This is a genomic window from Sinomonas notoginsengisoli (genome assembly GCF_021554725.1).
Taxonomy (GTDB): Bacteria; Actinomycetota; Actinomycetes; order Actinomycetales; family Micrococcaceae; genus Sinomonas; species Sinomonas notoginsengisoli.
In genome coordinates, this window is the sequence record NZ_JAIZDP010000003.1 from 141,714 (window position 1) to 167,431 (window position 25,718).

Consider the following 25,718-nt stretch of genomic DNA (forward strand, 5'->3'; position numbering starts at 1 on the left):
CGGCGCGGGTAGGGTTGGGCCATGGCCGCTCCCCACGCCCAGATCTTGCCGTTCCGCTACCTCTTCGGGCCGGGCCCGGGGAACGCGTACCCCGAGGTCATGGCGGCGCTCTCGTACCCGGTAATCGGGCACCTGGACCCGGCGTTCATCGACCGGCTCGACCGCGTCTCGGACGGCCTGCGGAAGGTGTGGGGCACCGAGAACGCGCGCACGTGGCCGGTGTCAGCGACTGGCTCGGGCGGCATGGAGGCCGCGTTCGTGAACTTCGTGGAGCCCGGAGACCCCGTGGTGGTCGCGGTGAACGGGCTCTTCGGCCAGCGGATGTGCGAGGTCGCACGCAGGTGCGGGGCCGAGGTGGTGCGCGTGGACCATGTGTGGGGTCAGCCTGTCGACCCCGAGCGGGTTCTCTCTGCCCACCCGAACCCCAAGATCATCGCGGCCGTCCACGCCGAGACGTCCACGGGCGTCCGCTCGGACATCGCCGCGCTCGGCGCCAGCAAAGGCGATGCCCTCCTCCTCGTCGATGCCGTGACCTCGATCGGAGGGCTCGAGCTGCGCGCGGACGCGTGGGGCATCGACATCGGCTACGCCGGCACCCAGAAGTGCCTGGGCGTCCCGCCCGGGCTCGCCCCGTTCACGGTCTCGGAGCGCGCGTTCGAGCGGCGAGCCAAGGACCCGCGGTCCTGGTACTTCGACATCGGCCTGCTCGGCGGGTACGTCGGCGCGGCCGAGGGCCACTCGCGCACGTACCACCACACGGCGCCCGTCACCATGATCGCGGGGCTTGAGGCCGGCCTCGACCGCATCCTCGCCGAGGGCCTGTCCGCAGTATGGGCCCGGCACGAGGCCGCAGGCGCAGCCCTGCGCGAGGGCCTGACGCACATGGGGCTCGAACTCTTCGCCGCCGAGGGCCACCGCCTGCCGAGCCTCACCACCGTCAAGGTGCCCGAGGGGGTCTTCTCGGCGCGCGTGCGGCAGATCCTCCTCGAGCAGTTCTCGATCGAGATCGGCTCCGGGGTGGGCGAGTTCGCGAGCACGGTCTGGCGGATCGGGCTCATGGGGCCGAACGCGAGCCCCGCCTCCGTGACCCTCGTGCTCGGGGCGCTGGACGAGGCGATCGCCGCCGCGCGCTAGCTCCGGGACCACGCCGGTGGACTGGGCCGCTCCTGCCAGATCGTAGTGGCGCGCCGCAGCGAGGCGCCAAGGCGCAATAGGGTCAATCAGCCAGTGAGCTCGAGGGAGCCGTCCTCGTAGCCGTCCAGGTCGAGCGTGTGCAACGTGTGGTCGCGCTTGGTGGCCAGATAGAAGGCGTTGGCTTCGGAGAGATGCACTCCCGTGGGCACCCGCTCGGCAACCTCGATCCCGAGGGACTCGAGCTGGTGGGCCTTGTCAGGATTGTTGGACAGGAGCCGGATCCGGGTGGCCCCGACGGTGCGCAGCATCTGTGCGGCGGCGCGGTAGTCGCGCTCGTCCTCGCCGCGCCCGAGGGCACGGTTCGCGGCGTACGTGTCGAGGCCCTGGTCCTGGAGCGCGTAGGCGTCAAGCTTCGCGTACAGCCCGATCCCGCGCCCCTCCTGGCGAAGGTACAGCAGGAACCCGCCGGCCTCGGTGATGCGCTCCGCAGCCTCACGCAGCTGCGGGCCGCAGTCGCAGCGCTGGGATCCGAAGACGTCGCCGGTCAGGCACTCACTGTGCGGGCGGACCAGAGGCGCGTCGCCGCCGTCGTGCGACCTGGCGAGCGCGTCCTCCCAGTCCCCGAGGCCGAGGAGCAGGTGCTCGCCGCGGTCCGCAAGGTGGCGGAACGTGAAGACGTCCGCACCCGTGGAAAAGCCGTCCGGAAACTTCAGGGGGACCCGTACCCGCGTGCGCACCTCTGGTCTCGACATGGCCCCTTCTCTCTGACGGTCCCGCACTCTAAAATGAGTTAAACCGATTTTACATAGGATGGGGCCAAGGAGGCAGTCGTGGCCGACATAGCGCGATCCAAGGTCATGTCCTTGTGGATAGCAACCGCCGACAGCCCCCAGTATTCCCGCCTCGATGGAAATCTCGAGGTCGACGTCGCGGTGATCGGCGGCGGAATCGCCGGGCTCACGGCGGCACTGGGCCTCAAGCGCCGGGGACTCACCGTCGCGGTCCTCGAGGCGTCGCGGATCGGCACCGGCGTGACAGGCAACACGACAGGGAAGGTCAGCTCCCTCCACCGCCTCGCCTATACGAAGCTGGCCGAGGACCACGGCGAGGACACCGCTCGCGCGTACGGGCAGGCCAATGAGGCAGGCCTCGCACACGTCGCGGCCACGGTCGAGGCCGAGGGCATCGACTGCGGATTCCGCCGGGTCACCAACTTCACCTACGCCGAGGGCCCCGAGCACCTCGCCGCCGTCCGCGCCGAGGCGGAGCTTGCCGCGCGGCTCGGCCTCCCGGCCTCGTTCACCACGGACGTCCCGCTGCCGTTTCCTGTCGCGGGCGCCGTCCGCTTCGCGGGCCAGGCCCAGTTCCACGCAGTGAAGTACCTCCACGGGCTCGCGCGGGCCGTGGACGGCGGCGGGAGCACCGTCGTCGAACGCACGGAGGTGCGCGAGGTCCGCGACGGGACTCCTGCCCTGGCAGTGACCGACCACGGCACCGTCCGGGCACGGGACATCGTGGTCGCGACGAACGTGCCGATGGGCGACTCGGGCCGGTACAGCGGGAGCCTCACCCTCCACCGCTCGTACATTGTTGCCAGCCCGGCCGAGGGCATGCCGCGGGACTCCACCTTCATCAGCGTCGACGAGCCTACGCGCTCAATCCTCACCACGCGCGAGAACGGCACCGACTACGTTCTCGTGGGCGGTGAGGGCCATCGCGTCTCCGCTGGTGGCGTGGACGGCGGAGCTGCCGGGGGTAGCTCCGCCGATCGGTTCGAACGGCTCGCGCGCTTTTCCCGCGAGCGCCTCGGCAGCGAGCACGCGGAATACCGCTGGTCCACCCAGGACACACTCCCTGCGGACGGCCTGCCGTTCGCAGGGCTCCTGACACCCGGCTCCCGGCACCTCTACGTCATCACGGGCCTGCGGAAGTGGGGTCTCACGAACGGCACAGCCGCAGCCCTTCTCGTCACCGATGCGGTCACCGGCGCAGTAAGCCCTTGGGCCACAGTGTTCGACAGCACCCGTGCGGTACCCAGGCCAGCGCCCGCAGCGGGCACGACGGCGGAGCCGCACCTCGCGCCCTGGCGCGGCCTTCCGCGCCTCGCACCCAAGGAGGGAGCCGTGTTCGACGTCGGCGGGCGCGCCACCGCCGTGTACGCGGACGCCGACGGGGAGACGCATGCCCTCTCGGCGCGCTGCACGCACCTGCGCTGCGTGGTGGAGTTTGCCCCCGGTTCCGGCGATGCACCCCCCACGTGGGACTGCCCGTGCCACGGCTCGCGGTACGCCCTCGACGGGAGGGTCATCCAGGGGCCAGCCGAGAAGGACCTTGAGCGGCGGCCGCTGCCGGGCTGACCCGCGCCGCAGAGAAGGGGCCTCAGCGCTTGCGGCCAGCCGTCAGGTCTCGCCGCTCCGTGGCGGCTGGTCTCCGGCTTCAAGATGCGCCTTGAGGCTGGACCAGATCCGCTGCTCCTGCCTGCGCCCCAGTGCCGCGAACAGCGGGGCGATCAGCTTCAGCATCCCCTTGGGCGTGAGCCGGTGATTGTTCTCATGCCGGGCGTCCTAGGCGCGCCTGAGGAAGGACTCGACCTTGGAGGGGTCGCGTTCAACAATGCCGCCCAGCACCTCGTCGACGCGCGCGAGGAGCGCCGGGTCTAGCGTGACACCGGAGGCGGTCACGTTGTCCCTGATCTGGTCCGGCTTCGAGGCGCCGATGATCGCGGCGGAGACGTTCTGGTTCTGCAGCACCCAGGCCACCGCGAACGCCGCCATGGACAGCCCGGCCTCCTCGGCGAGCGGGCGCAGCGCCTGGACGCGCTCGAGGACGGCGGGCTGCAGGTAGCGGTGGTCTGCCTTGACGGTTCCCTCGGTTGTGGAGAATCGGGACTCGGCCGGCGCGGCCTGGGCCCCCGGCAGGTACTTGCCCGTCAGGACGCCCTGAGCGATCGGCGACCACACGATCTGGCCCAGGCCGAGTTCCTCGGAGAGCGGCACGATCTCCGGCTCGATGACACGCCAGAGCATGTTGTACTGCGGCTGGTTCGAGACAAGGCGGATCCCCAGCTCGGTCGCGAGTTCGTGGGCTGCGCGGATCTCGTCCGGGGTCCACTCCGAGACCCCGATGTAGTGCGCCTTACCCGCGTGCACGATGTCCGCGAACGCCTGCATGGTCTCCTCGAGGGGAGTCTCATAGTCGTAGCGGTGGGCCTGGTAGAGGTCCACATACTCGGTGCGCAGGCGGCGCAGAGACCCGTTGATCGACTCCATGACGTGCTTGCGGGAGAGACCGCGGTCATTCTTGCCCTCGCCGGTGGGAAAGTAGACCTTCGTGAAGATCTCGAGGCCCTCACGGCGCACGCCCGTCAACGCCTCGCCGAGCGCTGACTCCGCACGCGTGCCCGCGTAGGCATCTGCGGTGTCGAACGTGGTGATGCCGAGGTCGAGTGCGGTGCGGACGCACTCGGTGGCCGTGTCCTGGTCGATCTGGTCACCGTGCGTGACCCAGTTGCCGTAGGCGATCTCCGAGACGTACATGCCGCTGCTGCCGAGCCGACGGTATTCCATGGGGGTTCCTTCCGCAGGTGGACTGGCCGATTCCGCAGGAGTGGCCGGGAGTGAGCGTAGCCACATCCAGCCCAGAAATCACGCCTGGCTACGGGTCCACCGCCTCCAGACGCTCGGCGCGAGCACCACGGCCACGCCGATCACCGCGCCGATCACGGTGTCGATGAAGCGGTCGTGCAGGAGGTCGAGCGGGTTCACGCGCACCACGAGGAGGGTCGAGAGCAGCGCGAGCGGCGTGACGAACACCTGCGCGAGGAAGTACTGCCGCGCGATGAGCATCTCGGCCCCGAACTGGCACACCGCGATGAAGACGACCATGAGCCACGCGTCCGGCCGCACGGCGACGATGAGGGCCAACATCACGAGGCCCACGATCGTGCCGAGGATACGCTGCAGGCCGCGGGCCACGCGGTGCCGGGTCGTGTGGCCCACGAGGGGCACGACGGCGGCGACCATCGCCCAGTAGTTGTGCCCGAACCCGAGCGACTGCCCCACGATGGTCGCAAGAGTGCCTGCGATCGCAGCCGCCACGAGGTACCCCACGGACTCGAGCCAGAGAACGTGCCGCGCCTCGGTGCCGAGGCGCACCCGCGCGGCCGCCCGCATCCCGGCCCAGGTGAGTGGCGTGCGTCGCGACGGGCGCACGCGCGAGATGACGCCGATGAGCAGGCATAGCACCACGGTCACCGCGGCCGTGAACATGGCCTGCCCCAACGGGGGCTGGTGCGGCACGGACGCGACGGCCGCGTACGCGAAGATGTGGAAGAGGGATCCGGCCGGCCGCAGGCGCCAGTAGCCCACCACGATCGTGGCGGCCCAGGCAACGATGGTGGTGCCGACGACGATCGTCCATGGGCTCGTGGCCTCACCCGGGCTGAGCCTGGCCGTCAGCGTGGCCGCGAGGATCACGGCCAGCATCAGCAGGCCCGCACGGACCTGGGTCACGAGGCGCACGCGGTGGGGCTCGTTGCGCCCGTAGATCCCGGTGAACGCGCCGAAGCTCGCGAAGATCGCGAGGTCCAGCCGGCCCCAGAGGGCAAGCGTGATGAGCGGGATGAAGACGCCCGCGGCGGCCCGCACCGCCACATGGTGGTCATTCTTCATCGGGCCGATGCTGAAGAACAGCCGGCGGAGGAACTCCCGGAGGCGAGTGAAGGAGGAGCCATCGGACACGCCCTGGTGGGTGGCGCCGTCGTGCGCTGGAGTACTCGAGGAGGGACGGCTCATTCGGCGGCCGCGAGCTGCCCGCAGGCGCCGTCGATCTCCTTGCCGCGCGTGTCGCGCAGAGTCGTAGGGACGCCCGCAGCGCGGAGCGTCTCGATGAACTCCTGCTGCACGGGGCGCTCGGAGGAGGTCCAGATCGACCCTGGGGTCGGGTTGAGCGGGATCGGGTTCACGTGGACCCAGCCGCGGCCGCGCTCGTTGAGCTTCTTGGCCAGGAGCGCGGCGCGCCAGGCGTGGTCGTTCATGTCCTTGATGAGCGCGTACTCGATGCTCACGCGGCGACCGGTCTTGGCGTAGTAGTCGTAGGCCGCGTCGAGGGCCTCGTCGACCTTCCAGCGGTTGTTGACGGGGATGAGCTCGTCCCGGAGCTCGTCGTCAGGCGCGTGGAGGGAGAGAGCGAACGTGACTGGAAGGTCCTCGTCCGCGAGCTTGCGGATCGCGGGAACGAGGCCCACGGTCGAGACGGTGATGTTGCGGGCGCTCATGCCCAGACCCATCGGGACCGGGTCCACGAAGCGGTGCACGGCGTTCATCACGCGCTTGTAGTTGGCCAGCGGCTCCCCCATGCCCATGAAGACGATGTTGGTGACGCGCTCCTGATCGTGTTCGGGGGTGCCAAGCTCCCCGGCCACGATGAGCCGGTTCGCCGCGACAACCTGGTCCACGATCTCCGCCGCGGACATGTTGCGGGTCAGGCCCGCCTGGCCCGTGGCGCAGAACGGGCAGTTCATGCCGCAGCCGGCCTGGGACGAGACGCACAGCGTGATGCGGCCCGGGTAGCGCATGAGCACCGACTCGACGAGCGCGCCGTCGAAGAGGCGCCACAGGACCTTGATCGTGTTGCCGTCGTCGGTGCGGAGCCGGCGGACCTCGGTGAGCAGCGGCGGGAACACGGCGCTCGCGAGCTCCTCACGGCCGGCCTTGGGCAGGTCGCTCATAGCCTCGGGATCCGTGGTCCAGTGCTGGAAGTAGTGCGTGCTGAGCTGCTTGGCGCGGAATGCCGGGAGCCCGAGCTCCTTGAGCTTGGCCTGGCGCTCCTCAAGGCTCAGGTCCGCAAGGTGCTGGGGAGGCTGCTTGGCCCGCGGGGACGCGAACTGCAGCAGCGGGCGTCCCTCGGAGGTGCGCTGCTGCTCCCAGCCCTCCGCGGTAGGCATGACCTGTGCGCGGTCTGCCGTTCTGTTCGCGGACTGGCTCTCGGTGTTCGTGGTTCGCGTGGGGGAAGTCATCCTGTCCATCATCCCACGCCCGTTTGGTCCAAGCCCAATCGGGGCACTATGATTCCGCTCTCGATCCGCCCCCCGGCGGCCCAGTCCGCCCGGTCGGGGCCTACATCTCCTGTCACGCGTGGCGCGCCGGCGAGGGCGCCGTCGACTGCTCCGCGTACAGCCGGGCATAGGCACCCCCTACGGCGAGCAGCTCGGAGTGCGTGCCGTGCTCGACGATCCGCCCCCGGTCCACGACGTAGATGACGTCCGCCCCCACCACTGTCGAGAGCCGGTGCGCGATCGCGATCGTGGTCCGGCCATGGGAGGCCGCGTCGAGGGCCTGCTGGACCACGCGCTCGGAGATGGTGTCGAGGGCGCTCGTGGCCTCGTCGAGGATGAGCACCTCGGGGTCCTTGAGCAGCACTCGCGCGATGGCGATGCGCTGCTTCTCGCCGCCGGAGAGCCGGTAGCCGCGCTCGCCCACGATCGTGCCATAGCCGTCCGGGAAGGAAACGATCGTCTCGTGGATGTTCGCAGCGCGGCACGCGGCCTCGAGTTCCGCAGGCGTGGCGTCCACTTTCGCGTACCGGAGGTTCTCGGCGATCGTGGCGTGGAACAGGTACGTCTCCTGGCTCACGACGCCGATATGGCCCACCAGCGATTCCCGCTGGAGGTCCCGCACATCGTGCCCCGCGAACCTCACAGAGCCGGAGCTCGCCTCGTAGAAGCGCGGGATGAGGTAGGAGACGGTGGTCTTCCCGGCGCCACTCGGGCCCACGAACGCGGCAAACTGGCCCGGCTCGATGGAAAACGAGACGCCGTCCAGAGTAGCCCGGTCCTCGCCGCGGGAATCCGGGTAGCGGAACGTCACGCCGTCGAACGCCACCTCGCCCAGACGAGGGTCCCCGTCGGGGAGCGGCGCGGCGTCGGGCGTATCCGCAATGGCAGGCCTGAGATCGAGGTACTCGAAGATGCGGGCGAACAGGGCGCCGGAAGTCTGCAGGTCGAGGGCCACGCGCATGAGTGCGATGAGCGGGAAGAGAAGGCGGGCCTGGACATTGGTGAACGCGACGATCGTGCCGGCGGTGATGGCTCCGGGGCCACCGAGGCCGGCGCCGCCCGTCAGGAGCCACCCGGCCACGAGGTACACGATCGCGGGGATCGAGGACATGAAGATCGTCACGAGCGCGAAGAAGTACTGCCCGCTCATGGTCTGGCGGATCTGGAGGCTGACGAGGTTGCCGTTCTCGCGGGAATACCGCTCGATCTCGTCCGGCTGCCGATTGAAGCTCTTGGACAGGAGGATGCCGGAGACGCTCAGCGACTCTTGGGTGATGGCCGTCATGTCCGAGAGGGACTCCTGCGTCTTCGTGGCGATCCGCGCACGGACCTGGCCAACGCGGCGCTGGGCCACGACGAGGAACGGCATGAGCACTACAGCGATGAGCGTCAGCTGCCAGTTCAGCGCGACCATCGCCACGAACGCCGCGATGACAGTGACGATATTGCCCACGACGCCGCTCACCGTGTTCGCGAGGACAGTCGCCACGCCGCCCACGTCGTTCTGCAGTCGGGACTGGATCACGCCCGTCTTGGTCCGCGTGAAGAAGCTCAACTCCATGGCCTGCAGGTGCGTGAAGAGGCGCACCCGGAGGGACCCCATGACCGCGTTCCCCACGGTCGAGGTGAGGTACGTCTGCCACACCCCGAGCAGCGCGGAGAAGACGTAGGCGCCGACCATGAGGGCCACGAGCTCCACGAGCATGTTCAGGTCCGGGTGCCCGTTCGTGGGGAACAGGCCCTGGTCGAAGATGCGCTGGGTCAGCAGCGGCGGGGCCACCGAGAGCGCCGCGGAGGCCAGGACCAGGACCACCGTGAGCACGAGCGCGAACCGGTGGGGCGCAAACAGCTCCGCCGTGCGCCGGAAGAGGTGCGGGATCTTCGGCGCCTCGGCGTTGAGCTTGCGCTGGAGGGCCGCATCGCCGCTGGAGAAGCGGCCTCCGCGGCTGGGTGCTCCCCCTCGCCAGGTCTGTGACATGCTCCTACTTTCCGCCCGGTTCCTGCGTTCTCCCAAGTTCTTGGTGTTCACCGGGACCGGGCTGGCTGTGGTCAGTCCTCGGCGAGGATCAGGTAGAGGGCCTTGCGGGCCTCGTCGAGCTTCGCTGCGGCCAGAGTGCGCTGCTCGTCCGTGGCTGCGGCCCGGAACTGGTGCACGACGCCCATGAACTTGCCGACGCTGTCCATGAACGCCTCGGTGGCCTCGCTCCTTCCTGGCGCTGCCTCCCACGCGTTGGTGAGCTCTTCAGCATGGTCCGCGACGTATGTGCGGCCCCCGTCCGTGAGCGTGTACTCGGTGCGCTTGCCCTCGCCGGCCTGCTCCACGAGCTCCTCGTCGACGAGCTGCTGCAGTGTCGGGTACACGGAGCCGGGGCTGGGGCGCCAGACGCCGTTGGTCTTGGCATTCGCGGCCTGGATGATCCCGTACCCGGTGAGCGGCTGCTCGGACAGGAGCGAGAGGATCATGGCCCGGACGTCGCCGCGGCTTGCGCGCCGTCCGCCTCGGGGGCCGAATCCCGGCGGGAAGCCGTGGCCTCCTGGGCCGTGGCCGTGGCCCCCAGGGCCGAAGCCGTGACCCCCGAACCCGGGACCGAACCCGGGGAAGCCACCGGGGCCGCCCGGGAATCCGGGGCCGAAGCCGGCGGGGGCTCCGGGATCAAAGCCGCGAGCGCCGGGGTGGCGAGGGCCGTCGTGGTGGTGCATCGCCTCTCGGCGGCAGTGTTCTTGATGTCCGCGCATGGTGTTCTCCTTGTCGAATCGATGCGTGGGCGGCTCCGACTGGAACCGATAGTTAACGATATATCGATGAATGTCGGAAGGCAAGAGGCTGCCGGAGATCCTCCGGAACGCGAACTGCCCTCGCTCTCATGTGCTGCCCGGATCCGGGCAGCACATGAGGGCGAGGGCAGCTGTTCAGGGATGGAGGGTGCTCGGGAAGCCCGATGGGCCCATGGTGGACTGGGGCGCTACGGCTGAACCTTGTGCCGGCTCACGATCGAGACCCGGTTGAACGCATTCATGGTCACGGCCGCCCAGCACAGGGCGGAGAACCGGGCGTCCCCGAGCTCGGCCCGGGCGCCGGCCAACGTCTCGAGGCGCGCCTCATCGTCCGGGAGGAGCGTGACGGCCTCGGCGACGTCGAGCGCCGCGCGCTCGAGCACCGAGAAGAGGCCGGCCTCGCGCCACGCCGCGAGCACGTGGAGCTTCCGCTCAGGCACGCCCGCCTCGACCGCGAGCCTGCCGTGCAGGTCGAGGCAGAACGCGCAGCCGTTGATCTGGGAGATCCGCACCGCGGCGAGTTCGACGACGGCGCGCGGCAGGCCGGCGTCGTCGGTCGCCTTGCGCACCGCGAGGGCGAGTCCGTTGAGCGCCTTCCACGCCGCGGGATTGGCCTTGTCCAGGTAGAAGGAGGGCTCGTCAGGGTCGGGCACGTGGGTCATGGATCCATCATGCCGGGCGCCAGGCTCCCGGCGCGGACGCCGCCCCAGAGTAGGGGCCAGCTGCTACTTGGTCTGCCACCCCGTGTAGCACTCGGCGATGTAGGCCCGGCCGCGCTCGGACTCCAGCAGCGAGCGGAGCTCGCCGAGCTGCCGGGCGCGGAAGAACTCGTGGTTGCTCTCGGTCGGGACGGTGTGCAGGAGCGTGGTCATCCAGTACGAGAAGTACTGCGCCTTCCACACGCGGTCCAGGGCACGCTCGGAGTACGTGTCCAGCAGAGCCGAGGAGCCGGACTTGAAGTACGAGTCGAGGGACTCGAACAGGAGCGCCACATCGTGCAGCGCGAGGTTGAGGCCCTTGGCGCCCGTGGGCGGGACGGTGTGGGCGGCGTCGCCGGCGAGGAACAGGTTGCCGTGCCGCATCGGCGCCTGCACGAACGAGCGGAAGGGCAGCACCACCTTGTCGGTGACCGGCCCCTCCTTGAGCTCGAACCCGTTGCCGTTGACCCGCAGGCGCAGCTGCTCCCAGATCTGCTCGTCGGTCCAGTCATCGGGGTTGGTCGTGGGGTCGCACTGGAAGTACATCCGCTGCATCGTGTCGGTGCGCTGCGAGATGAGCGCGAAGCCGTGGGCCGAGTTGGCGTAGATGAGCTCGGGGGCGCTGCGGGGGGCGTCCGTGAGGATGCCGAACCACGCGAACGGGTATTCGTTGAAGTAGGTCTTGCGGTTGGCCTCGGGGACGTGGCGGCGGCACTGCGAACGGGAGCCGTCCGAGCCCACGAGGATCTCGGCCTGCAGCTCGAAGTCGCGGCCCTCCGAATCCGTGAAGCGGACCTTGGGCCTGCCGAGGACGTCCTCGATCTCGGTGTTGGAGCACGAGTAGCGCACGTCGCCGCCGTCGGCCTCACGGCGGGCAGCAAGGTCGTCGAACACGTCGTTCTGGGGGTACAGCCACACCGACTGGCCCACGAGGCCCTTGAAGTCGATGCGGTGGCCCTCGCCGTTGACCCGGAACTCGGTGCCCTCGTGCTCGTGGCCGTTGCGGAGCACGTTGTCCACACCGGAGTTGACGAGCAGGTCCACGGAGCCGGCCTCGAGGATGCCCGCGCGGATCGTCGCCGAGATGTCCGCGCGGGAGCGGATCTCCACCACCGTATTGTCGATCCCGGCCTGCGAGAGCAGGTGGGAGAGCATGAGGCCCGCCGGCCCGGCTCCCATGATGGCCACCTGGGTGGTGATGACGGTGCGATCGCCCATGATCGTTCCTTTCGGGGGTTCTGGGCCGTGCGGGATCCGCAGCGGCGAAGCGTCTGCATCGAGTGTGACGCGGCTCGCTCCGAGGGCGAACCCCAATTCCGTTGATCGGAACGGCGAGGGAGTGAATCGAGAGCTGCACTCCCGGCGTCGTGCGCCCGAGAGGGGCCTACTCCCCCGGCGCCCCGAGCTGCCGTCCGATTCCCCGTGCGGCGGTCTTGAGCGCGGGCACCAGCTGCTGTATCCGCACCTCCGCGAGAGGCACGACGACGCCGATCGCCGCCACCGCGAGCCGCTGCCGGTCATGGATGGGTACGGCGATCCCCCAGGTGTCCGGATCCACCACGCCCGCAAGCTCCGCGTACCCGTGGGTCGAGGCCGCGGCGAGAATCTGGCGGACGTGCTCGGTGGTCGCCTTGCCCGTGGGGTCGCGGAACCGGGCGAGGTACGCGGCCTGGACGTGCGGGGGCTGCGCGGACATGAGCGCCACGCCGGCCGAGGAGACGTGCACAGGCATGCGCCCGGCGACCTTGGCCCGGTTGGCCACCGAACCACGCCGCGAGAGGCGCTCGACGAACAGCACGTCGTCGCCCTGGAGCACCGCGAGATTCACGTTCTGATTGAGCACCTGGTGGATGTCGTCCATGAACGGCAGGGCGGCCTGGCGCAGCACGAGCGTGGGCGAATTCCGGTTCACCAGTTCCCACAGCCGCAGGCCCAGCTGCACCTTCCCGCCCGGCGCCTGCTCGAGGAGGCGGTGCTCCGCGAGTTGCTTGACGAGCCGGTGCGCGCTCGTGAGCGGCAGTCCCGCACGCGCTGCGAGCTCCCCGAGCGGCAGCGAGCTGACACCTTCCGGAAAGGCCTCGAGGATCCGCACCACTCTGTCCACGACGGAGTCGCCGGATATCGAATTCGCCATTCCCGCTCCCCCTTGTATGACGTCCGCAACAGCCGCAGATTCCGTTCAATGGTCTCACGTGTCAGAGGCCACGACGATCGGTGATACAACTCTCAGGTCCCCGAAACACACCGCGAGGTTCTCCATGTCCACAACCCTTCCCGCAACGACCCGCGCCTCCGCGCGTTCCTCATGGCCCGTGTGGCTCTGCTGGTTCGCGATGGTCCTGGACGGCTTCGACCTCGTGGTCCTCGGGGCCGTGATCCCCACTCTCCTGAAGACCCACGAGATTGGCTTCGACCCCGTCGGCGCGACCCTCGCGGCGACCATCTCGCTCGTGGGCGTGGGCCTCGGGGCGCTGTTCATCGCGCCGCTCTCGGACCGGTTCGGCCGGCGACGGCTGCTCATCGCGTGCGTCGCGTGGTTCTCGGTCTTCACTCTGGCCGTGGTCGTGGCACCCAATGTCGCGCTGTTCAGCACGTTCCGCCTGCTCGCGGGGCTCGGCCTCGGCGCGTGCCTCCCTGCTGCGCTCGCGTACATCAACGACTACGCGAAGGCCGGCTCCGGCGCCTCCAACACCACGCGCACCATGACCGGCTACCACGCAGGCGCCGTCGCCACCGCGTTCCTCGCGCTGCTCATCATGCCGAACTGGCGCGCCATGTTCATTGCCGGCGGCGCGGCAGGCCTCGTTCTCATCCCGTTCCTGTGGGCCAAGCTCCCCGAGTCGCTGCCCTCTGCCGCGGGCACCGCCGCCGGTTCCGCGCACGGTTCCGCGCACGACGGCGGCGACTCGCCGGCGTCGTCCACCTCGCCGTCCAACCCGGCCGGCTCGGGAACGAACGCCGCGCCCGGCGAGAAGCACGGCATCCGTGCGCTGCTGCAGAAGCCGTACCCCGTGGTGGCGGTGGGGATCGCGGTGGCGTCGTTCATGGGCCTGCTGCTCGTGTACGGGCTCAACACATGGCTGCCCACGCTCATGGCCGAGGCCGGCTACTCGCTGAGCTCGTCGCTGACCCTGCTGCTCGTGCTCAACGTCGGCGCGGTGGCGGGGCTCATCCTCGCCGGGTGGCTCGCGGACAGGCACGGCGCCAAGCGCGTGGTGCTGCTCTGGTTCGGGCTATCGGCGGTACTCCTGGCAGCGCTGAGCATCAAGATGCAGAACGAGCTCCTGCTCAATGCCGCGGTGTTCGTCACCGGCGTGTTCGTGTTCAGCGCCCAGGTGCTCGTGTACGCATGGGTCTCCCAGCTCTTCCCGGCCAACCTGCGCGGGACGGCGCTCGGCTTCTCCGCTGGCGTGGGCCGCATCGGCGCGATCCTCGGCCCGGCGGTGACCGGCACGCTCGTGACGCTCAATATCGCCTACCCGTGGGGCTTCTATGTGTTCGCCGCTGCGGCGGTGCTGGCTGTGCTCGCACTCGTGGCCGTGCCGCACGTGGTGGCTGGGAAGGACCTGTAGGCGCGTCCTGTCAAGCACAACTCACGCCGCTGGTAGGCCGTTTCCGGGCCCAAGCGCGCGTGGGTTGTGCCTGACGGAACGTCAATCCCTGACGCGCGTCCGCACGAGCGTGGCCCACAGATGCCAGAGCATTCCGCCAAAGGTGAGAAGGAACGCCGCGACCGCGACCCACAGCTCTGCTCGGCCGATGAATGCGACGATCGGCAGGTGGTCCGTGCGGCCCAGATAGATCCCGGCCACCGCGTACATGCCGAGGGGGAAGATGACGCTCCACAGGCCGGGCTCGTAGGCCAGCGGCACGTAGTGGACGACATGCCGCCACCACCCCGCCGCGAGCAGCACGGGGAACAGCCATGAGGCGAAGGACCAGAACACCACGGAGGAGCCGGCCACGAGCCCGCGGGTCGCGTCGACCATCGGCGCGCCGGCCATCTCCACGATCCGCGCCCCCGCGAGCACGCTGATGGCCATGGCGCCCATGGCCACGAAGTACTGCGGGCGGAGGTCCTCGGGCCGGATCGGGTAGGTCATGAGCCGGAGGGAGACGAAGATCCCCACGGCCGCGTACAGGATGAGCCCGACCGACCAGGCCACCACAGCCACGAGCGCGAGGGCCGCCCGCCAGTCCGGCCCGGCGAGGGGCTCGAGCGCCGCGGACGCGACCGCGACGGACTGGCTCGCCACGCACCAGATGAACCACGTCCCGTTGGCGTCCTTCACCACGGGGCGCTCGTCCCGTCCCAGCACGGCCGTCCACGGCACAACGTAGCCGAGCACCACCGAGGCGAGCACCGCGATGACGAGGAGCACGGCCGTCGCCTCCGGCCAACCCGCCATGCCGAGCCGCACGCCGAGCACGTCCGTCCCCGCGATGAACGTGAAGAACCCGAACGCACGCCCGGGGTCCATGAAGTCTTGCGTGATGTCCGCGCGGAACCGCACCAGGCGCACGAGGCTCAGCACCAGGATCACGGCGTAGGAGACCAGGCACACCGCCAGCAGCGCCGCCGAGAGCCAGTGGACGCCCTCGAGCTCGAGCCCCACGGAGATGATGCCGCTGGCCATGGTGAGCGCGAAGTACCCCGGCGTCAGCGTCTGCACGGCCTCGGCAACGCGGGGGCCGAACGTCCTCGTAGCATGCGCGGCGGTGGTCATGGCTCCCAGCGTAAGTCGCCGGCCACGCCTCACGGCACGAGGATGACCTTGCCGATGTTGTGCCGCCCCTCCAGGTATGCGTGCGCCTCCCCCGCGGCCCCGAGCGGGAAGGAACGGTCCACGTGCGGGCGCACCCAGCCGTCCTCGACGCCCTCGAGGAGCGAGCCCATCCAGCCGCGGACCTTCTGAGCCTCGCCGAAGAGGTGCCCTACGTGCACGCCGAACACCCCGAGGTTCCGGTTCATGAGCGGGACCGGGTTGAACAGCGGCATCCGCGCCACGAGCCCGAGGAGCTTGAGCTTGCCGGGCAGCCTCGAGGAGACCGCGCCGGAGACGCTGAACATGCCGAGCCGGCCGGTAGGACGCAGCGCCCTATAGCTCTGCTTCCAGTGGCTTCCGCCGAACGGGTCGAGGATGAGCTCCGCCCCGCGTCCGCCGGTCAGGCGCATCGTCTCCGCCGCCCAGTCATTGGTCCGGTAGTCGATGGCCTCGTCGAGGCCCCGGGACGTGAGGAACTCGTGCTTGTGCGAGCTCGCGGTGCCGATCATGCGTGCGCCGATGTGCCGGCCGATGTCGATGGCGGCGAGCCCGACTCCCCCGCCGGCGTTGTGGATCAGCACGGTCTCGTCCGCGGAGAGCGAGCCCATGACCACCATGAGCTGCCAGGCCGCGAGATAGGTGACGGGCACAGCGGCCGCCTGCTCGTGGGAGAGCCCCGCGGGTTTGGCGAACGACCAATCCTCGGGCACGCACACCGTATCCGAGTATCCGCCGAAGTGGGTGACGGCGACGACGTCGCGCCCCGCCCAACGCGGGTCGGCGTCGGGCCCCACGGCGTCCACGACGCCCGAGACCTCGTACCCCACGACTGCAGGGAAGTTGGACACATCCGGGTAGAGCCCCTGCCGCGCCAGGATGTCCGCGAAGTTCACCCCGCTCGCGCGGACGCGGATGCGCAGCTCGCGTCCGCTCGGAGTGGGGTCCGGCGCGTCCCTCAGGACGATCCGGTCGGTGCCGCCGGGGGCGGTGATCACAGCCTGCCTCATGGAAGCGGATCATAGCCCCTCAGCGGAAACACCCAGTGCCGGGTCCGCGTAGCCTTGGAGCACCGACGGAAGGACACCCATGCCCGCCCAGATCATCCGCTTCGCCGAGCTCCGCCCCGAACGCTGGACGAACGGTGGAGGCACCACCGTCGAGATCGCCCGCGGCCCGGCAGGCGCGGCCGGTGCGGACTGGGACTGGCGCCTCAGCATCGCGGACGTCGAGCGGGCTGGCGACTTCTCCGAGTTTCCCGGCATGGAGCGGGTCCTCACGGTCATTGAAGGCGAGCTGCTCGTCCTGACCGTCGGCGGAGCCGAGCAAGGCCTTGAGCGCTTCCGTCCGTTCCGGTTCGACGGCGGTGCGCCGGCGAGCGCGATTCTGCCCACCGGCTCGGTCCGCGACCTCGGCCTCATCACCCGCCGCGGCGCGTTCACGGGGTATGTCACGATCCTCGAACTCTCCAAGAAGCGCCCCCTGCCACTCGGGCCAGGCCAGCTGGGGGTTCTCCTCCACGGCCAGGCCGCGGTCCAGGCCGCGGACGCACACGACGCCGCCACTCCCCTCGCCCAGTACGACACCGTTCTCGGTGGGCCGGATGAGGGTGCCGCGCCCGAGGTGTCCGGCCGCGGGTTCCTTGCAGTCGTCTCCGTGGTCGGGGACGCCGGCGCGGCGTGAACCTCGTGCATCACGCGCCGCGCGTGCCGGTTACTCGGCGAGGAGCCTCCGCAGGAAGACCGCGATGCCCTCCAGGGCTAGGACCACGGCGACCACGAGGAGGGCGAAGGTCGCAACCACGTTGTAATGGCTCAGCTGGGCTGCCGTGAACATCGCCTGCCCCACACCGCCGGCGCCCACCACCGCGAGGACGGTCGCCGCACGCACGTTGGCGTCGAGCGCGTAGAACAGGTGCCCGACAACGGCCGGGGCGGCCTGCGGGAGGGTCGCCGAGAAGTACACCTGCGGCCGGGTGGCACCCACGGCCTTGAGCGCGCGCTCAGGTCCGGGGTCGACCTCTTCGATGGAATCAGCCAGCAGCTTGCCGAGCAGACCCACTGTGCCGATGCCGAGGGCCAACGCCGCGGCGCTCCCACCGAGCCCCGTGACGAGGATGAGCACGATCGCGAGGATGAGCTCCGGGATTCCGCGGACAGCAAGGAGGACCAAACGCGCCACCGCGTGCGTGGCGCCGCCGGGCGCGACATTCGACGCGGCAAGGGAGCCGACAATCCCGGAGAGGACGGCGCCCACGAGGGTGCCCGCCAGCGCGATCGCGATCGTGTCCCAGAGCATCTTGACCACCTGGGCCGCCGTGTACTCGCCCGTCGAGAGCGGGAAGAACGCCGCGAGCCGCTGCGGGAGGACCCCCCACACCGTGAGGAAGTCTCCCCATGCTGGCTGCGCGAGGAGAGTCGAGCCAACCACGACCGCCGCCGCAGTCCACCCGAGGACGGGTCCGCGGCGTCGACGCCAGGCGTCTGGGCTGATGGAGGACGCCTTCCCAGAGCCCATCACCATGCGTCGGATGCCCGTGGAGATCAGCTCCATGGCCACGCAAAGGAGGAACAGGATGAGCGCCACGGCCATGGCCCTCTTGTAGTCGAGGCGCTGGATGCTCGCGGACAGCTCGTACCCGAGACCGGGCATGCCCACGTAGCCGAGGATCGCAGACGCCCGGAGGTTGATGTCGTTGCGGTGCAGCACGGTCGCGATCCAGCTCGGGGTGACCTGCGGGAGGATCCCCGTGGCGAACTCCTGCAGCTTCGTGGCGCCGGCGGCACGGATGGCGGTGCGGGGGCCCTCGTCGATCTGCTCGATCGCGTCCGCGAAGAGCTTGCCCACCATGCCCACCGAGTGGAGGCCGATCGCAAGGATCCCAGGCAGCGAGCCGAGGGAGAACATCGTGGCGAGCATGATGATGAGGATCAGCTCGGGGAAGGCGCGCGCGAGCACGGTGATGGCCCGGCCGATCCACCGGAGCACGGGGTGCGGGCTCGTGTTGCCTGCAGCCCAGTAGGCGACCGGCACCGAGATGATGGCGGCCACAACGGTTCCGCAGATGACGATCGCGAGCGTCAGGATGGTGAGCCGCAGGAGCTCACCGGGCTCGGAGAAGTCGAGCGGCATCATGCGCGCGAAGAACCGCTGGGCGGAGACGAGGCTCTTGTTCAGGCTCACGCCGGTGAAGTCGAGCTCGATGAACGCGAGGACCCCGGCAGCAACGAAGGCGCCGAGGACCGCTGCAACGGTGATGCCCGCCGCACGACGGCGCGTGGTCACCGCGGACGCGGGCGATTTGGCCCGCGGCGGGGCGGGGGGTGCGATGGTCACAGTGCAGCGCCGACCGGACCGTAGATCCGCATGACAGCCTCCCGGTCGACGGCCGCAGCCGGCGTGTCGAGGACGACCCTCCCGCTCTGGAGTCCGATGAGGCGGTCTCCCCAGGACGCCGCAAGCTCGATCTGGTGGAGGCTGCACACCACCGTGAGGCCCCGCTCACGTCCGATCTCGCGGATGAGGTCCATGACCTGCCTCGAGGACTCTGGGTCGAGGGACGCGACGGGCTCGTCCGCGAGCAGGATCTCAGGCGACTGCATGAGCGCCCGCGCGATCGCGACGCGCTGCTGCTGCCCTCCGGACAGTGTGTCGGCCCGTTGATACTCCCGCCCGGCCAGGCCGACGCGCTCGAGGTGACCGAGCGCCGTCGTGCGCAATGACGTCGGGTAGGACCAGACGCCGAGGCGCGGCCCGGCGAGGGTGGAGAGCGCACCCGAGAGCACGTTCTCGAGGACGGACAGGGAGCCGACGAGCTCGAACTGCTGGAAAACCACGCCGATCCGCGAACGGAGCCGGCGCAGTGCCCTGCCGCGCAAGGCGGGGACGTTTTCGCCGAGGACTCGGATGGAGCCCGAGGTGGGGAGGTCGAGCTGGTCGATGTGCCGCAAGAGCGTCGACTTGCCTGACCCGGACAGGCCGAGGAGGACCACGATCTCGCCCTCCCCGACCGTGAGGCTCACGCCGTCGAGAGCGCGAAGGTCGCCGTACTGCTTGACGAGGTCGTTGATCTCGACGACGGCGTGAGACTCGGGCATGGCTCAGATTCCCTGGCAGGTCTTGACGTCGGGCAGCTTGTGGCAGAGGTCGCGCAGGTTGTCGTAGTACTTGTCGTCGACCGGCTTGTTGCCCTCGCCGAAGAACTTGTCGAAGGCGGCCGTGGTGGTGATGCCGGCGTCCTTGATGTCCTTGGTCGTCACGGTGGACATCTTGTCCTTGAGCGTGGCCTTGAGATCCGCGGGGAGCGCGTCGGAGACCGCGAACGGCGGGCCCGGGACGAACTCCTTGTGGACAACCTTGAGGTCGCCGCTCTTGAACAGGCCGGCCGCGGGGCCTGTGGTGGTCACCGTGATCTCCTGCGCGAAGCCTGCCTCGCACTCGGTGCCCTGGGCGGTCTTCTGGGCGGAGACGTCATGCTTGCCGGCGAACACAGGTGTGTAGTCGCCCTTGTTCAGGCCGGCCTTGGTGAGCATGTAGGTCGGGAAGAGGTAGCCGGAGGTCGAGTTCTCGTTGACGAAGCAGACCTTCTTGCCCTTGAACCCGGCTACGTCCGTGATGGACGAGCTCGCCGGCACGATCGCGGTCGAGTAGTAGCCCGGCTCGTGGGTGCTCGCGTCGACGGAGGCGCCGACGGGTGTGAACTGCGCGCCCTTGGCCTTGGCCTGAAGGTAGGTGAAGCCGGAGAAGGAGACCACGTCGACCTGGCCGGCCACGGAGGCCTCGATGAGGGCGGCGTAGTTCGAGGACTCCTTGACCTCGACTTTCTTGCCGGTGACCTTGCCGACGTAGTCGGCAATCGGCTGCCACGTCGAGGTCGCGGCGCTCTCGTCCGGGACCATGCCGATGATGAGGGTCGAGGAGTCCTTCGCAAACGTGCCCGCGCCGGCGGACGGGGTGCTCGCGGCGGAGGCGCCGCAGGCGCTGAGCGCGAGCATGGCGCCGAGGGCAAGCGCGACAGCCTTGATGGGCCGGTTCAGGGGGAACTTCATGGGTTGTGCCTTCCGGAGGTGGGTGTTGTGGTGCGGTCAGGGGGTCGGGGCCATGGCGGCCAGCGTGCGCTCGGCGAGGCCGAAGGAGAGCGTCATGCCGACGCCGGACGTCACCGAGACGACCGTGACGCCCGGCGCGACGTCGCGCACGAGGTAGGGGGCGACGTCGGACGACGCGTAGACGCCCTGCCAGCGTTCGATCACGGTGAGGTCGCGCCCGAGCACGGCTCGGTGCTCGTCGAGAAGGATCTGGCTCGTGCGCTCGTCGAGGAACGGCGCGGCCGTGAGCGAGTAGGCGTGGGAGTCTCCGACGAGGAGTGTGCCGTCGGGACGCTGCGTGCACATGACGTTCGCGCCGATCTCGAGCAGCTCGGGCTGCGCGGCCACGACCTGCTCGCGCAGGCCCTGCGCCGAAGGCATGTCCGTGAACGCCGGGTAGCGGAGCATCGACGTGGCAGTCAGGACGGCCGGCACGATCTCGGGCTCCGCGGAGGCCTCGTCGTGGGCCATCTGGACGCGGGCCATCTGGAGCACGCACCGCTGGATCTGATGCTCGGCGGCGAGCTCGGGCCAGAGCCGGTCGACATCGTTCCCGACGCACACGATGGCGCGGCGGGCATGCAGCGTGCCGCGCGAGGTGCGCACGACGACGGTCTGGTCGCCTTGCGCACCTGACGCGCCATCAGCGCCGAGGGCCGTCGTGTTCCAGCGGACTTCTCCACGGGGCTGGGCGTCGACCCATGCGGCAAGGGCCGCGACCGTGGTGCGGGGGTCGACCCTGAGGTCGTCCCGAAGCCAGGCTCCGCCGAGGATGCCCTCGGCGTCCGAGCGGCCGATCCGGCTCGAGGTCTCCTCGGCATCGAGGAGCTGGACCTCGCCCGCCTCGCGAGCCGCGGCGAGCTCCTCGAGGATGGCGAGCTCTGCTGGGGTTCGCGCGATCACCACGGCCCCCGCTTCCGCTGCCCGGAACCCGGCCTTCTCGGCCATGGCGAGCAAATGACGGCGGGAGGACTTCGCCATCGTGTGAAGGTCGCCGGACTGCGCCGTGATGCACGCGTGTCCGAAGTTGCGGACCGAGGCCCCGACGGCCTCGTGGTCGCGATCGACCACGACGACGCTCCACCCCTCTGCGAGGGCGAGTGAGGCATGGGCGAGGCCTACGATGCCAGCGCCGATGACGACGAGGTCCACATCATCGGAGAGGCCTGCGCGTGCCGGCCCTACAGCTGGTAGTTGATCGTTCACGCTTTAGAGCGTGCGGTGCGAAGGGCGACTTCTTCAAATCCAAATGACACTTGTATTGATAAGTTGGCCGAGCGTTTACAACCGTCAGCCAAAGATTCACATGGTGTTTACCGAGGGGGATCAAACGATTGGTGGATGGCTGGACAACTTGTATTCTCAAGTTCATGACCACGTCCCCGTCCGCCGAACCCCGCCACCACCTCCTCGCAGAGGAGTTCCGGGACAGGATCGCGGCGGAAGTCTGGGCAGTAGGGGCGAAGATCCCCAGCGAGTCCGAGCTCTGCCAGGAGTTCGGGACCTCACGGGGGCCTGTCCGTCAGGCGCTCCAGGCGCTGCGGGCCGAGGGCCTCGTGACGGGCGGACGCGGGCGTCCGCCCGTAGTTCGCGGAACCGTGCCTTCGCAGCCGTTCGAGACGTTCATGTCCTTCACTGAATGGGCCCACGGGATCGGACGCACGCCCGGCCAGAGGACCATCGAGGTCTCACTGCGGGCGCCGGGTGCTGCCGCGGCCGCGGCCCTACACCTCGACGGCGACGAGAAGGTCGTGAACGTGCTCCGCGTGCGTTCGCTCGACGGTGCTCCCGCCATGGTGGAGCGCGCGAGCTTCGTGCAGGATGTGGGTCGGCACCTCTTCGAGTTCGACGCCGACTCGGGGTCGATCTTCGCCTTCCTCAAGGCCCGGGGAGCGGACCTGCATGGGGCACAGCACACGATCGACGCGGTTCTGGCGGACGACGTGGACAGCACCCTTCTGGGCTGTGCCATGGGAGCGGCGCTCCTGCGCGAGCGTCGCGTCACTGTAACCCGCGAGGTCCTGCCCATCGAGTACTCCGACGACCGCTACCTGCCGCAACTGACGAGCTTCACGATCAACAACACCGTGGACAGCCGGGCCCGCCTGGCCCGCGTCCCCTCGAGCGAATGAGGACAAGATGATCACACTCGTGGCCTGCGACATGGCCGGCACCACCATCGACGAGCACGGTCTGGTCTACCGCGCCCTCGCGGACGCCGTCCAGCACATCGCCGGCGCCCGGCCGAGCGACGCGGATGTGCAGGACTGGATGGGAGCGGACAAGGCCGAGGCCATCGGGGCATTGGTCCTGACCGTGGGAGGCACGCCAACCCCCGAGCTCGTGCGTCGCGGTTTCGATGCCTTCAAGGCGGTCCTTGCCAGGTACTACACCGAGCAGCCGCCGGTCGCCCTGCCGGGCGTCGAGGAGGCGCTGGCCGAACTGCGCGGCCGCGGGGTCAAGGTGGCCCTGACCACCGGCTTTTCCCGGGATGTCGCCGAACCACTGCTCGCATGCCTTGGATGGGCTGTGGCTTCGGAGACCAGCGCACCTCAGCGCGTGGCCGGCGACGTGGCCGGCAACGGCGGCCCAGCCGTCGGAGCCTCGCCTCGGCTGCTGCTGGACGCAGTCGTCTGCTCGGACGAGGTCGCCGCCGGGCGCCCCGCCCCGTACATGATCCACCGGGCCATGGAGCGCACGGGCGTCCAGGACGTGCGCGAGGTCCTTGCCGCCGGCGACACGGTCAACGATCTCCTCGCGGCCACCAACGCGGGCGTCACCGCCGTCGGCGTCCTGACCGGCAAGCTGAGCCGCGCTGACCTGGAATCCCATCCGCACGGGCACATCCTGGGCGGCGTCCGGGATCTCCCGTCGCTCCTGGCCAATGACGCGCCATGACCTCGATGCCCCCGGCCGCGCCCTGCCGACGATCAGAAAGACGCGCCCCCTGCCCGCACGCATCATCCGCTTTGCCGACCTCCGCTCCACACGATGGAAAAACGGCGGAGGGACCACGGTCGAGATCGCACGCGGCTTCGACGGCGGCGCGCCCGCGACCGCCGTCCTGATCGAGGAGGACGGTACCTCTGCTGACACCCCTGCGGGGCCGCGCCGCACGCCGCCCAATCAGGGCTCTAGCTGGCGGCGCAGGAGGCAGAACTCGTTGCCCTCGGGATCGGCCAGGACATGCCATGGCGCGTCGGCGGGCTGCCCGATGTCGAGGGGACGAGCGCCGAGGGCGAGGAGCCGTTCTAGTTCGTCGTCTTGGTCGCGGTCCACCGGATTGACGTCGATGTGCAGCGGGAGCCGTCCAAAGCGCGGGTCCTCGCTGGGCATCAGGAGGATAGTGGGCTGCAGGCCGCCGAAGCCGGCGTCGGGCGGACCGATCTCGATGAGGCCGCCGTCCTCCCGGTCGATTTCCACGTAGCCGAGTACCGAGCTCCAGAACCGCGCGAGCAGCTCGGCGTCGGCGCATTTGAGGACAAGTTCGCTGATGCGGGATGCCATGGGGCACAGTCTAGGTTTCGTCCAGTGGAAGTCCGGGGTGGCATGCGCGGCGTTTTTCGGGTCCACTGTCGCTATGCCACTCAAGCTCACTCCGTCCGCCAATCACGCGGGGCGGGACCTGACCGCGTCCGTCCCCGCCGAGGCGGACGGCGTCTTCGGCCTTGCCTGCGGGCCGGGTGACAGGCTGGAGGGCGAACTGGAGCGGATCTGGCCGCGCGCCGCGGTGCATCTGAAGGTGCGCAGCAACGACGCCCACACCCTGTACGCGGTGGCGATCGCGCGGTCGCTGCTCGCAGCGCACCCGGAGGCGGATGCGTCCGTGGTGCTCCCGGCGATAATGCTGCACGACGTGGGCTGGTCGCAGGTGCCCGAGGACGAGGTCCTCGAGGCGATCGCGCCCGGCGGCGGGAGGCCGGAGCTGGTCCTGCTGCACGAGAAGGAGGGCGCGCGGCTCGCGGCGGTGATCCTCGCGGACGCCGGCGTGCCGGTGGAACGCGCGGATCGGATCGTGGACATCGTGGACGGGCACGACTCGCGGCGGGAGTCGCTCTCGGTCGAGGACGCGATTGTCAAGGACGCGGACAAGGTGTGGCGGCTCTCGCCGCACGGGCTGGACACGGTCATGGACTGGTTCGGGCTGGACAGGGGGCAGGCGCTGCGGCTGTGCGCGTCGCGCGTGCAGGGGCACCTGTTCACGGATGCGGCGAAGGCGTTAGCGCGGGGCCTGGCGGCAATCGAGTCGGCCAACCTGTGGCCCGAGCGGACGGCGCTAGAGTTGCCGTGACACGGCGCGTTGCGACGGGCGCCGGCTGAGGAGGCGCGAATGGCGGGCGGCAGCAACGAGCCCGGCCGCACGGTCACATCCAAGGTGCTCGCCCTGCTGTTCGCATTCGAGTCCGGGCGGCGCTCGCTGAGCCTGTCCGAGCTCGCGGAGACAGGGGGGCTGCCGCTGAGCACCACGCACCGGCTCGTGGCGGAGCTCGTCGAGTCGGGGGCCCTGGCCCGGGACGCCCAGGGGCGCATCCAGCTGGGCATCCGGCTGTGGGAACTCGGGCAGAACGCGGGGCGGGCGCTGCGGGACACGGCGCACCCGTTCGTCCAGGACCTGTTCTCCCTCACCGGCGAGACCGCGCATCTGGCCATCCGCGAGGGCCACGAGGTGCTGTACATCGACCGGGTGTACGGGACCAAGCGCGTGCCGCGGGCGTCGCGGGTGGGCGGCCGCCTTCCGATGCACGCGACCGCCGTGGGCAAGGTGATCCTCGCGTTCGAGGAGGACTGGGTCCGCGACGCCTACTTCAACCGGCACCTCGAACAGCCCACCGCATTCACCCATGTCAATCCGGCCCGGCTCGCCGACGAGCTCGCACAGATCCGCGCGCAGGGCTACGCCACGACGGCCGAGGAGGTGCGGCTCGGCTCGGCGTCCATCGCGGTGCCGGTGTTCCACACCGGCAGGATCGGGGCCGGGCTGGGGCTCGTGGTGCTCTCGTCCCAGGCAGGAACCATGCTCCGGCACCTGCCCACACTGCGCGGGATCTCTGCCCAGATCGAACGCGCAACGGCGCACATCCCTCTGGAGACCCTTCGGGCCAGCGCGGGCCTGGGGGGCTGAGCCGACGCAGCCGTACCGGCCGCATTCCACAGCCCGCTGCCCGTCAGCAGCGTCAGAGGGCCCGCACCAGCCCTTGGCGTCAGG

General features: G+C 69.7%; 25 protein-coding genes. 8 read left to right on the forward strand and 17 right to left on the reverse strand.

Features of this window, described 5'->3' with window-relative positions; translation table 11 throughout:
• Positions 1–21 precede the first annotated feature (21 nt).
• Positions 22–1,134 (forward strand): pyridoxal-phosphate-dependent aminotransferase family protein, encoded by a 1,113-nt coding sequence (locus LF262_RS08210; protein ID WP_235779812.1) that lies wholly within the window; start codon positions 22–24, stop codon positions 1,132–1,134.
• 86 nt (positions 1,135–1,220) lie between these two features.
• Here LF262_RS08210 and LF262_RS08215 read toward each other — a convergent pair whose 3' ends face one another.
• Entirely contained in the window at positions 1,221–1,886 is a 666-nt protein-coding gene (locus LF262_RS08215; protein ID WP_235779813.1) for a GTP cyclohydrolase II, read from the reverse strand.
• Positions 1,887–1,964: 78 nt separating this feature from the next.
• Between LF262_RS08215 and LF262_RS08220 the strand changes: the two genes are divergently transcribed.
• Entirely contained in the window at positions 1,965–3,491 is a 1,527-nt protein-coding gene (locus LF262_RS08220; protein ID WP_235779814.1) for an FAD-dependent oxidoreductase, read from the forward strand.
• A 42-nt stretch (positions 3,492–3,533) separates the two neighbouring features.
• Here the strand turns inward: LF262_RS08220 and LF262_RS16925 are convergent, their stop codons facing one another.
• The 9 genes from LF262_RS16925 to LF262_RS08260 form a co-directional block, all read right to left on the reverse strand.
• Positions 3,534–3,656, reverse strand: a complete 123-nt coding sequence (locus LF262_RS16925; protein WP_268933693.1) for an SRPBCC family protein — start codon at positions 3,654–3,656, stop codon at positions 3,534–3,536.
• A 42-nt stretch (positions 3,657–3,698) separates the two neighbouring features.
• The gene (locus LF262_RS08225) at positions 3,699–4,700 is read right to left on the reverse strand and encodes an aldo/keto reductase family protein (RefSeq protein WP_235779815.1); all 1,002 of its coding nucleotides are present in this window, start codon (positions 4,698–4,700) and stop codon (positions 3,699–3,701) included.
• Positions 4,701–4,778: 78 nt separating this feature from the next.
• On the reverse strand, positions 4,779–5,804 hold the full coding sequence (locus tag LF262_RS08230; RefSeq protein WP_235779933.1) for an FUSC family protein: 1,026 nt from the start codon (positions 5,802–5,804) through the stop codon (positions 4,779–4,781).
• A 119-nt stretch (positions 5,805–5,923) separates the two neighbouring features.
• Complete coding sequence (gene rlmN, locus LF262_RS08235) at positions 5,924–7,150, reverse strand: dual-specificity RNA methyltransferase RlmN (RefSeq protein WP_235779816.1); 1,227 nt, start codon at positions 7,148–7,150, stop codon at positions 5,924–5,926.
• Between the two features lie 112 nt (positions 7,151–7,262).
• Entirely contained in the window at positions 7,263–9,167 is a 1,905-nt protein-coding gene (locus LF262_RS08240; RefSeq protein WP_235779817.1) for an ABC transporter ATP-binding protein, read from the reverse strand.
• A gap of 71 nt (positions 9,168–9,238) precedes the next feature.
• Positions 9,239–9,925: a PadR family transcriptional regulator gene (locus LF262_RS08245; protein ID WP_235779818.1), complete on the reverse strand. Its 687-nt coding sequence runs from the start codon at positions 9,923–9,925 to the stop codon at positions 9,239–9,241.
• Positions 9,926–10,152: 227 nt separating this feature from the next.
• On the reverse strand, positions 10,153–10,626 hold the full coding sequence (locus LF262_RS08250) for a carboxymuconolactone decarboxylase family protein (RefSeq protein WP_235779819.1): 474 nt from the start codon (positions 10,624–10,626) through the stop codon (positions 10,153–10,155).
• Positions 10,627–10,689: 63 nt separating this feature from the next.
• A complete protein-coding gene (locus LF262_RS08255; RefSeq protein ID WP_235779820.1) occupies positions 10,690–11,880 on the reverse strand; it encodes a 4-hydroxybenzoate 3-monooxygenase in 1,191 nt (396 codons plus the stop codon).
• Between the two features lie 166 nt (positions 11,881–12,046).
• Entirely contained in the window at positions 12,047–12,796 is a 750-nt protein-coding gene (locus LF262_RS08260; protein ID WP_235779821.1) for an IclR family transcriptional regulator, read from the reverse strand.
• A gap of 124 nt (positions 12,797–12,920) precedes the next feature.
• Between LF262_RS08260 and LF262_RS08265 the strand changes: the two genes are divergently transcribed.
• Positions 12,921–14,234, forward strand: coding sequence for an MFS transporter (locus LF262_RS08265; protein ID WP_235779822.1), 1,314 nt, complete (start codon positions 12,921–12,923; stop codon positions 14,232–14,234).
• Between the two features lie 81 nt (positions 14,235–14,315).
• On the opposite strand, the gene LF262_RS08270 is transcribed toward LF262_RS08265, so the two are convergent.
• Entirely contained in the window at positions 14,316–15,389 is a 1,074-nt protein-coding gene (locus LF262_RS08270; RefSeq protein ID WP_235779823.1) for a tellurite resistance/C4-dicarboxylate transporter family protein, read from the reverse strand.
• A gap of 29 nt (positions 15,390–15,418) precedes the next feature.
• Positions 15,419–16,435 carry a zinc-binding dehydrogenase gene (locus LF262_RS08275; RefSeq protein ID WP_235779824.1) on the reverse strand — a complete coding sequence of 339 codons (1,017 nt, stop codon included), beginning with the start codon at positions 16,433–16,435 and terminating at the stop codon, positions 15,419–15,421.
• A 79-nt stretch (positions 16,436–16,514) separates the two neighbouring features.
• Between LF262_RS08275 and LF262_RS08280 the strand changes: the two genes are divergently transcribed.
• On the forward strand, positions 16,515–17,108 hold the full coding sequence (locus tag LF262_RS08280) for a HutD/Ves family protein (protein ID WP_235779825.1): 594 nt from the start codon (positions 16,515–16,517) through the stop codon (positions 17,106–17,108).
• 30 nt (positions 17,109–17,138) lie between these two features.
• Here LF262_RS08280 and phnE read toward each other — a convergent pair whose 3' ends face one another.
• The 4 genes from phnE to LF262_RS08300 are packed head-to-tail and all read right to left on the reverse strand — an operon-like array spanning position 17,139 to position 21,718.
• The gene (phnE, locus tag LF262_RS08285; RefSeq protein WP_235779826.1) at positions 17,139–18,761 is read right to left on the reverse strand and encodes a phosphonate ABC transporter, permease protein PhnE; all 1,623 of its coding nucleotides are present in this window, start codon (positions 18,759–18,761) and stop codon (positions 17,139–17,141) included.
• Positions 18,758–19,522, reverse strand: a complete 765-nt coding sequence (phnC, locus tag LF262_RS08290) for a phosphonate ABC transporter ATP-binding protein (RefSeq protein ID WP_235779827.1) — start codon at positions 19,520–19,522, stop codon at positions 18,758–18,760. The genes phnE and phnC overlap by 4 nt, the downstream gene beginning before the upstream one ends.
• A 3-nt stretch (positions 19,523–19,525) precedes the next feature.
• Positions 19,526–20,473: a phosphate/phosphite/phosphonate ABC transporter substrate-binding protein gene (locus tag LF262_RS08295; RefSeq protein WP_235779828.1), complete on the reverse strand. Its 948-nt coding sequence runs from the start codon at positions 20,471–20,473 to the stop codon at positions 19,526–19,528.
• A gap of 36 nt (positions 20,474–20,509) precedes the next feature.
• Positions 20,510–21,718 carry a TIGR03364 family FAD-dependent oxidoreductase gene (locus LF262_RS08300; protein ID WP_235779829.1) on the reverse strand — a complete coding sequence of 403 codons (1,209 nt, stop codon included), beginning with the start codon at positions 21,716–21,718 and terminating at the stop codon, positions 20,510–20,512.
• Between the two features lie 164 nt (positions 21,719–21,882).
• Here LF262_RS08300 and LF262_RS08305 point away from each other — a divergent pair, with 164 nt between their 5' ends.
• Positions 21,883–22,644, forward strand: coding sequence for a GntR family transcriptional regulator (locus tag LF262_RS08305; protein WP_235779830.1), 762 nt, complete (start codon positions 21,883–21,885; stop codon positions 22,642–22,644).
• A 7-nt stretch (positions 22,645–22,651) separates the two neighbouring features.
• The gene (locus LF262_RS08310; protein ID WP_235779831.1) at positions 22,652–23,410 is read left to right on the forward strand and encodes an HAD family hydrolase; all 759 of its coding nucleotides are present in this window, start codon (positions 22,652–22,654) and stop codon (positions 23,408–23,410) included.
• Between the two features lie 228 nt (positions 23,411–23,638).
• On the opposite strand, the gene LF262_RS08315 is transcribed toward LF262_RS08310, so the two are convergent.
• Positions 23,639–24,019 carry a VOC family protein gene (locus LF262_RS08315; protein WP_235779832.1) on the reverse strand — a complete coding sequence of 127 codons (381 nt, stop codon included), beginning with the start codon at positions 24,017–24,019 and terminating at the stop codon, positions 23,639–23,641.
• 73 nt (positions 24,020–24,092) lie between these two features.
• Here LF262_RS08315 and LF262_RS08320 point away from each other — a divergent pair, with 73 nt between their 5' ends.
• Both LF262_RS08320 and LF262_RS08325 read left to right on the forward strand, forming a co-directional pair.
• Positions 24,093–24,803, forward strand: a complete 711-nt coding sequence (locus LF262_RS08320; RefSeq protein ID WP_235779833.1) for an HD domain-containing protein — start codon at positions 24,093–24,095, stop codon at positions 24,801–24,803.
• 39 nt (positions 24,804–24,842) lie between these two features.
• Positions 24,843–25,634 (forward strand): IclR family transcriptional regulator, encoded by a 792-nt coding sequence (locus LF262_RS08325; protein WP_235779834.1) that lies wholly within the window; start codon positions 24,843–24,845, stop codon positions 25,632–25,634.
• Positions 25,635–25,718 lie beyond the last annotated feature (84 nt).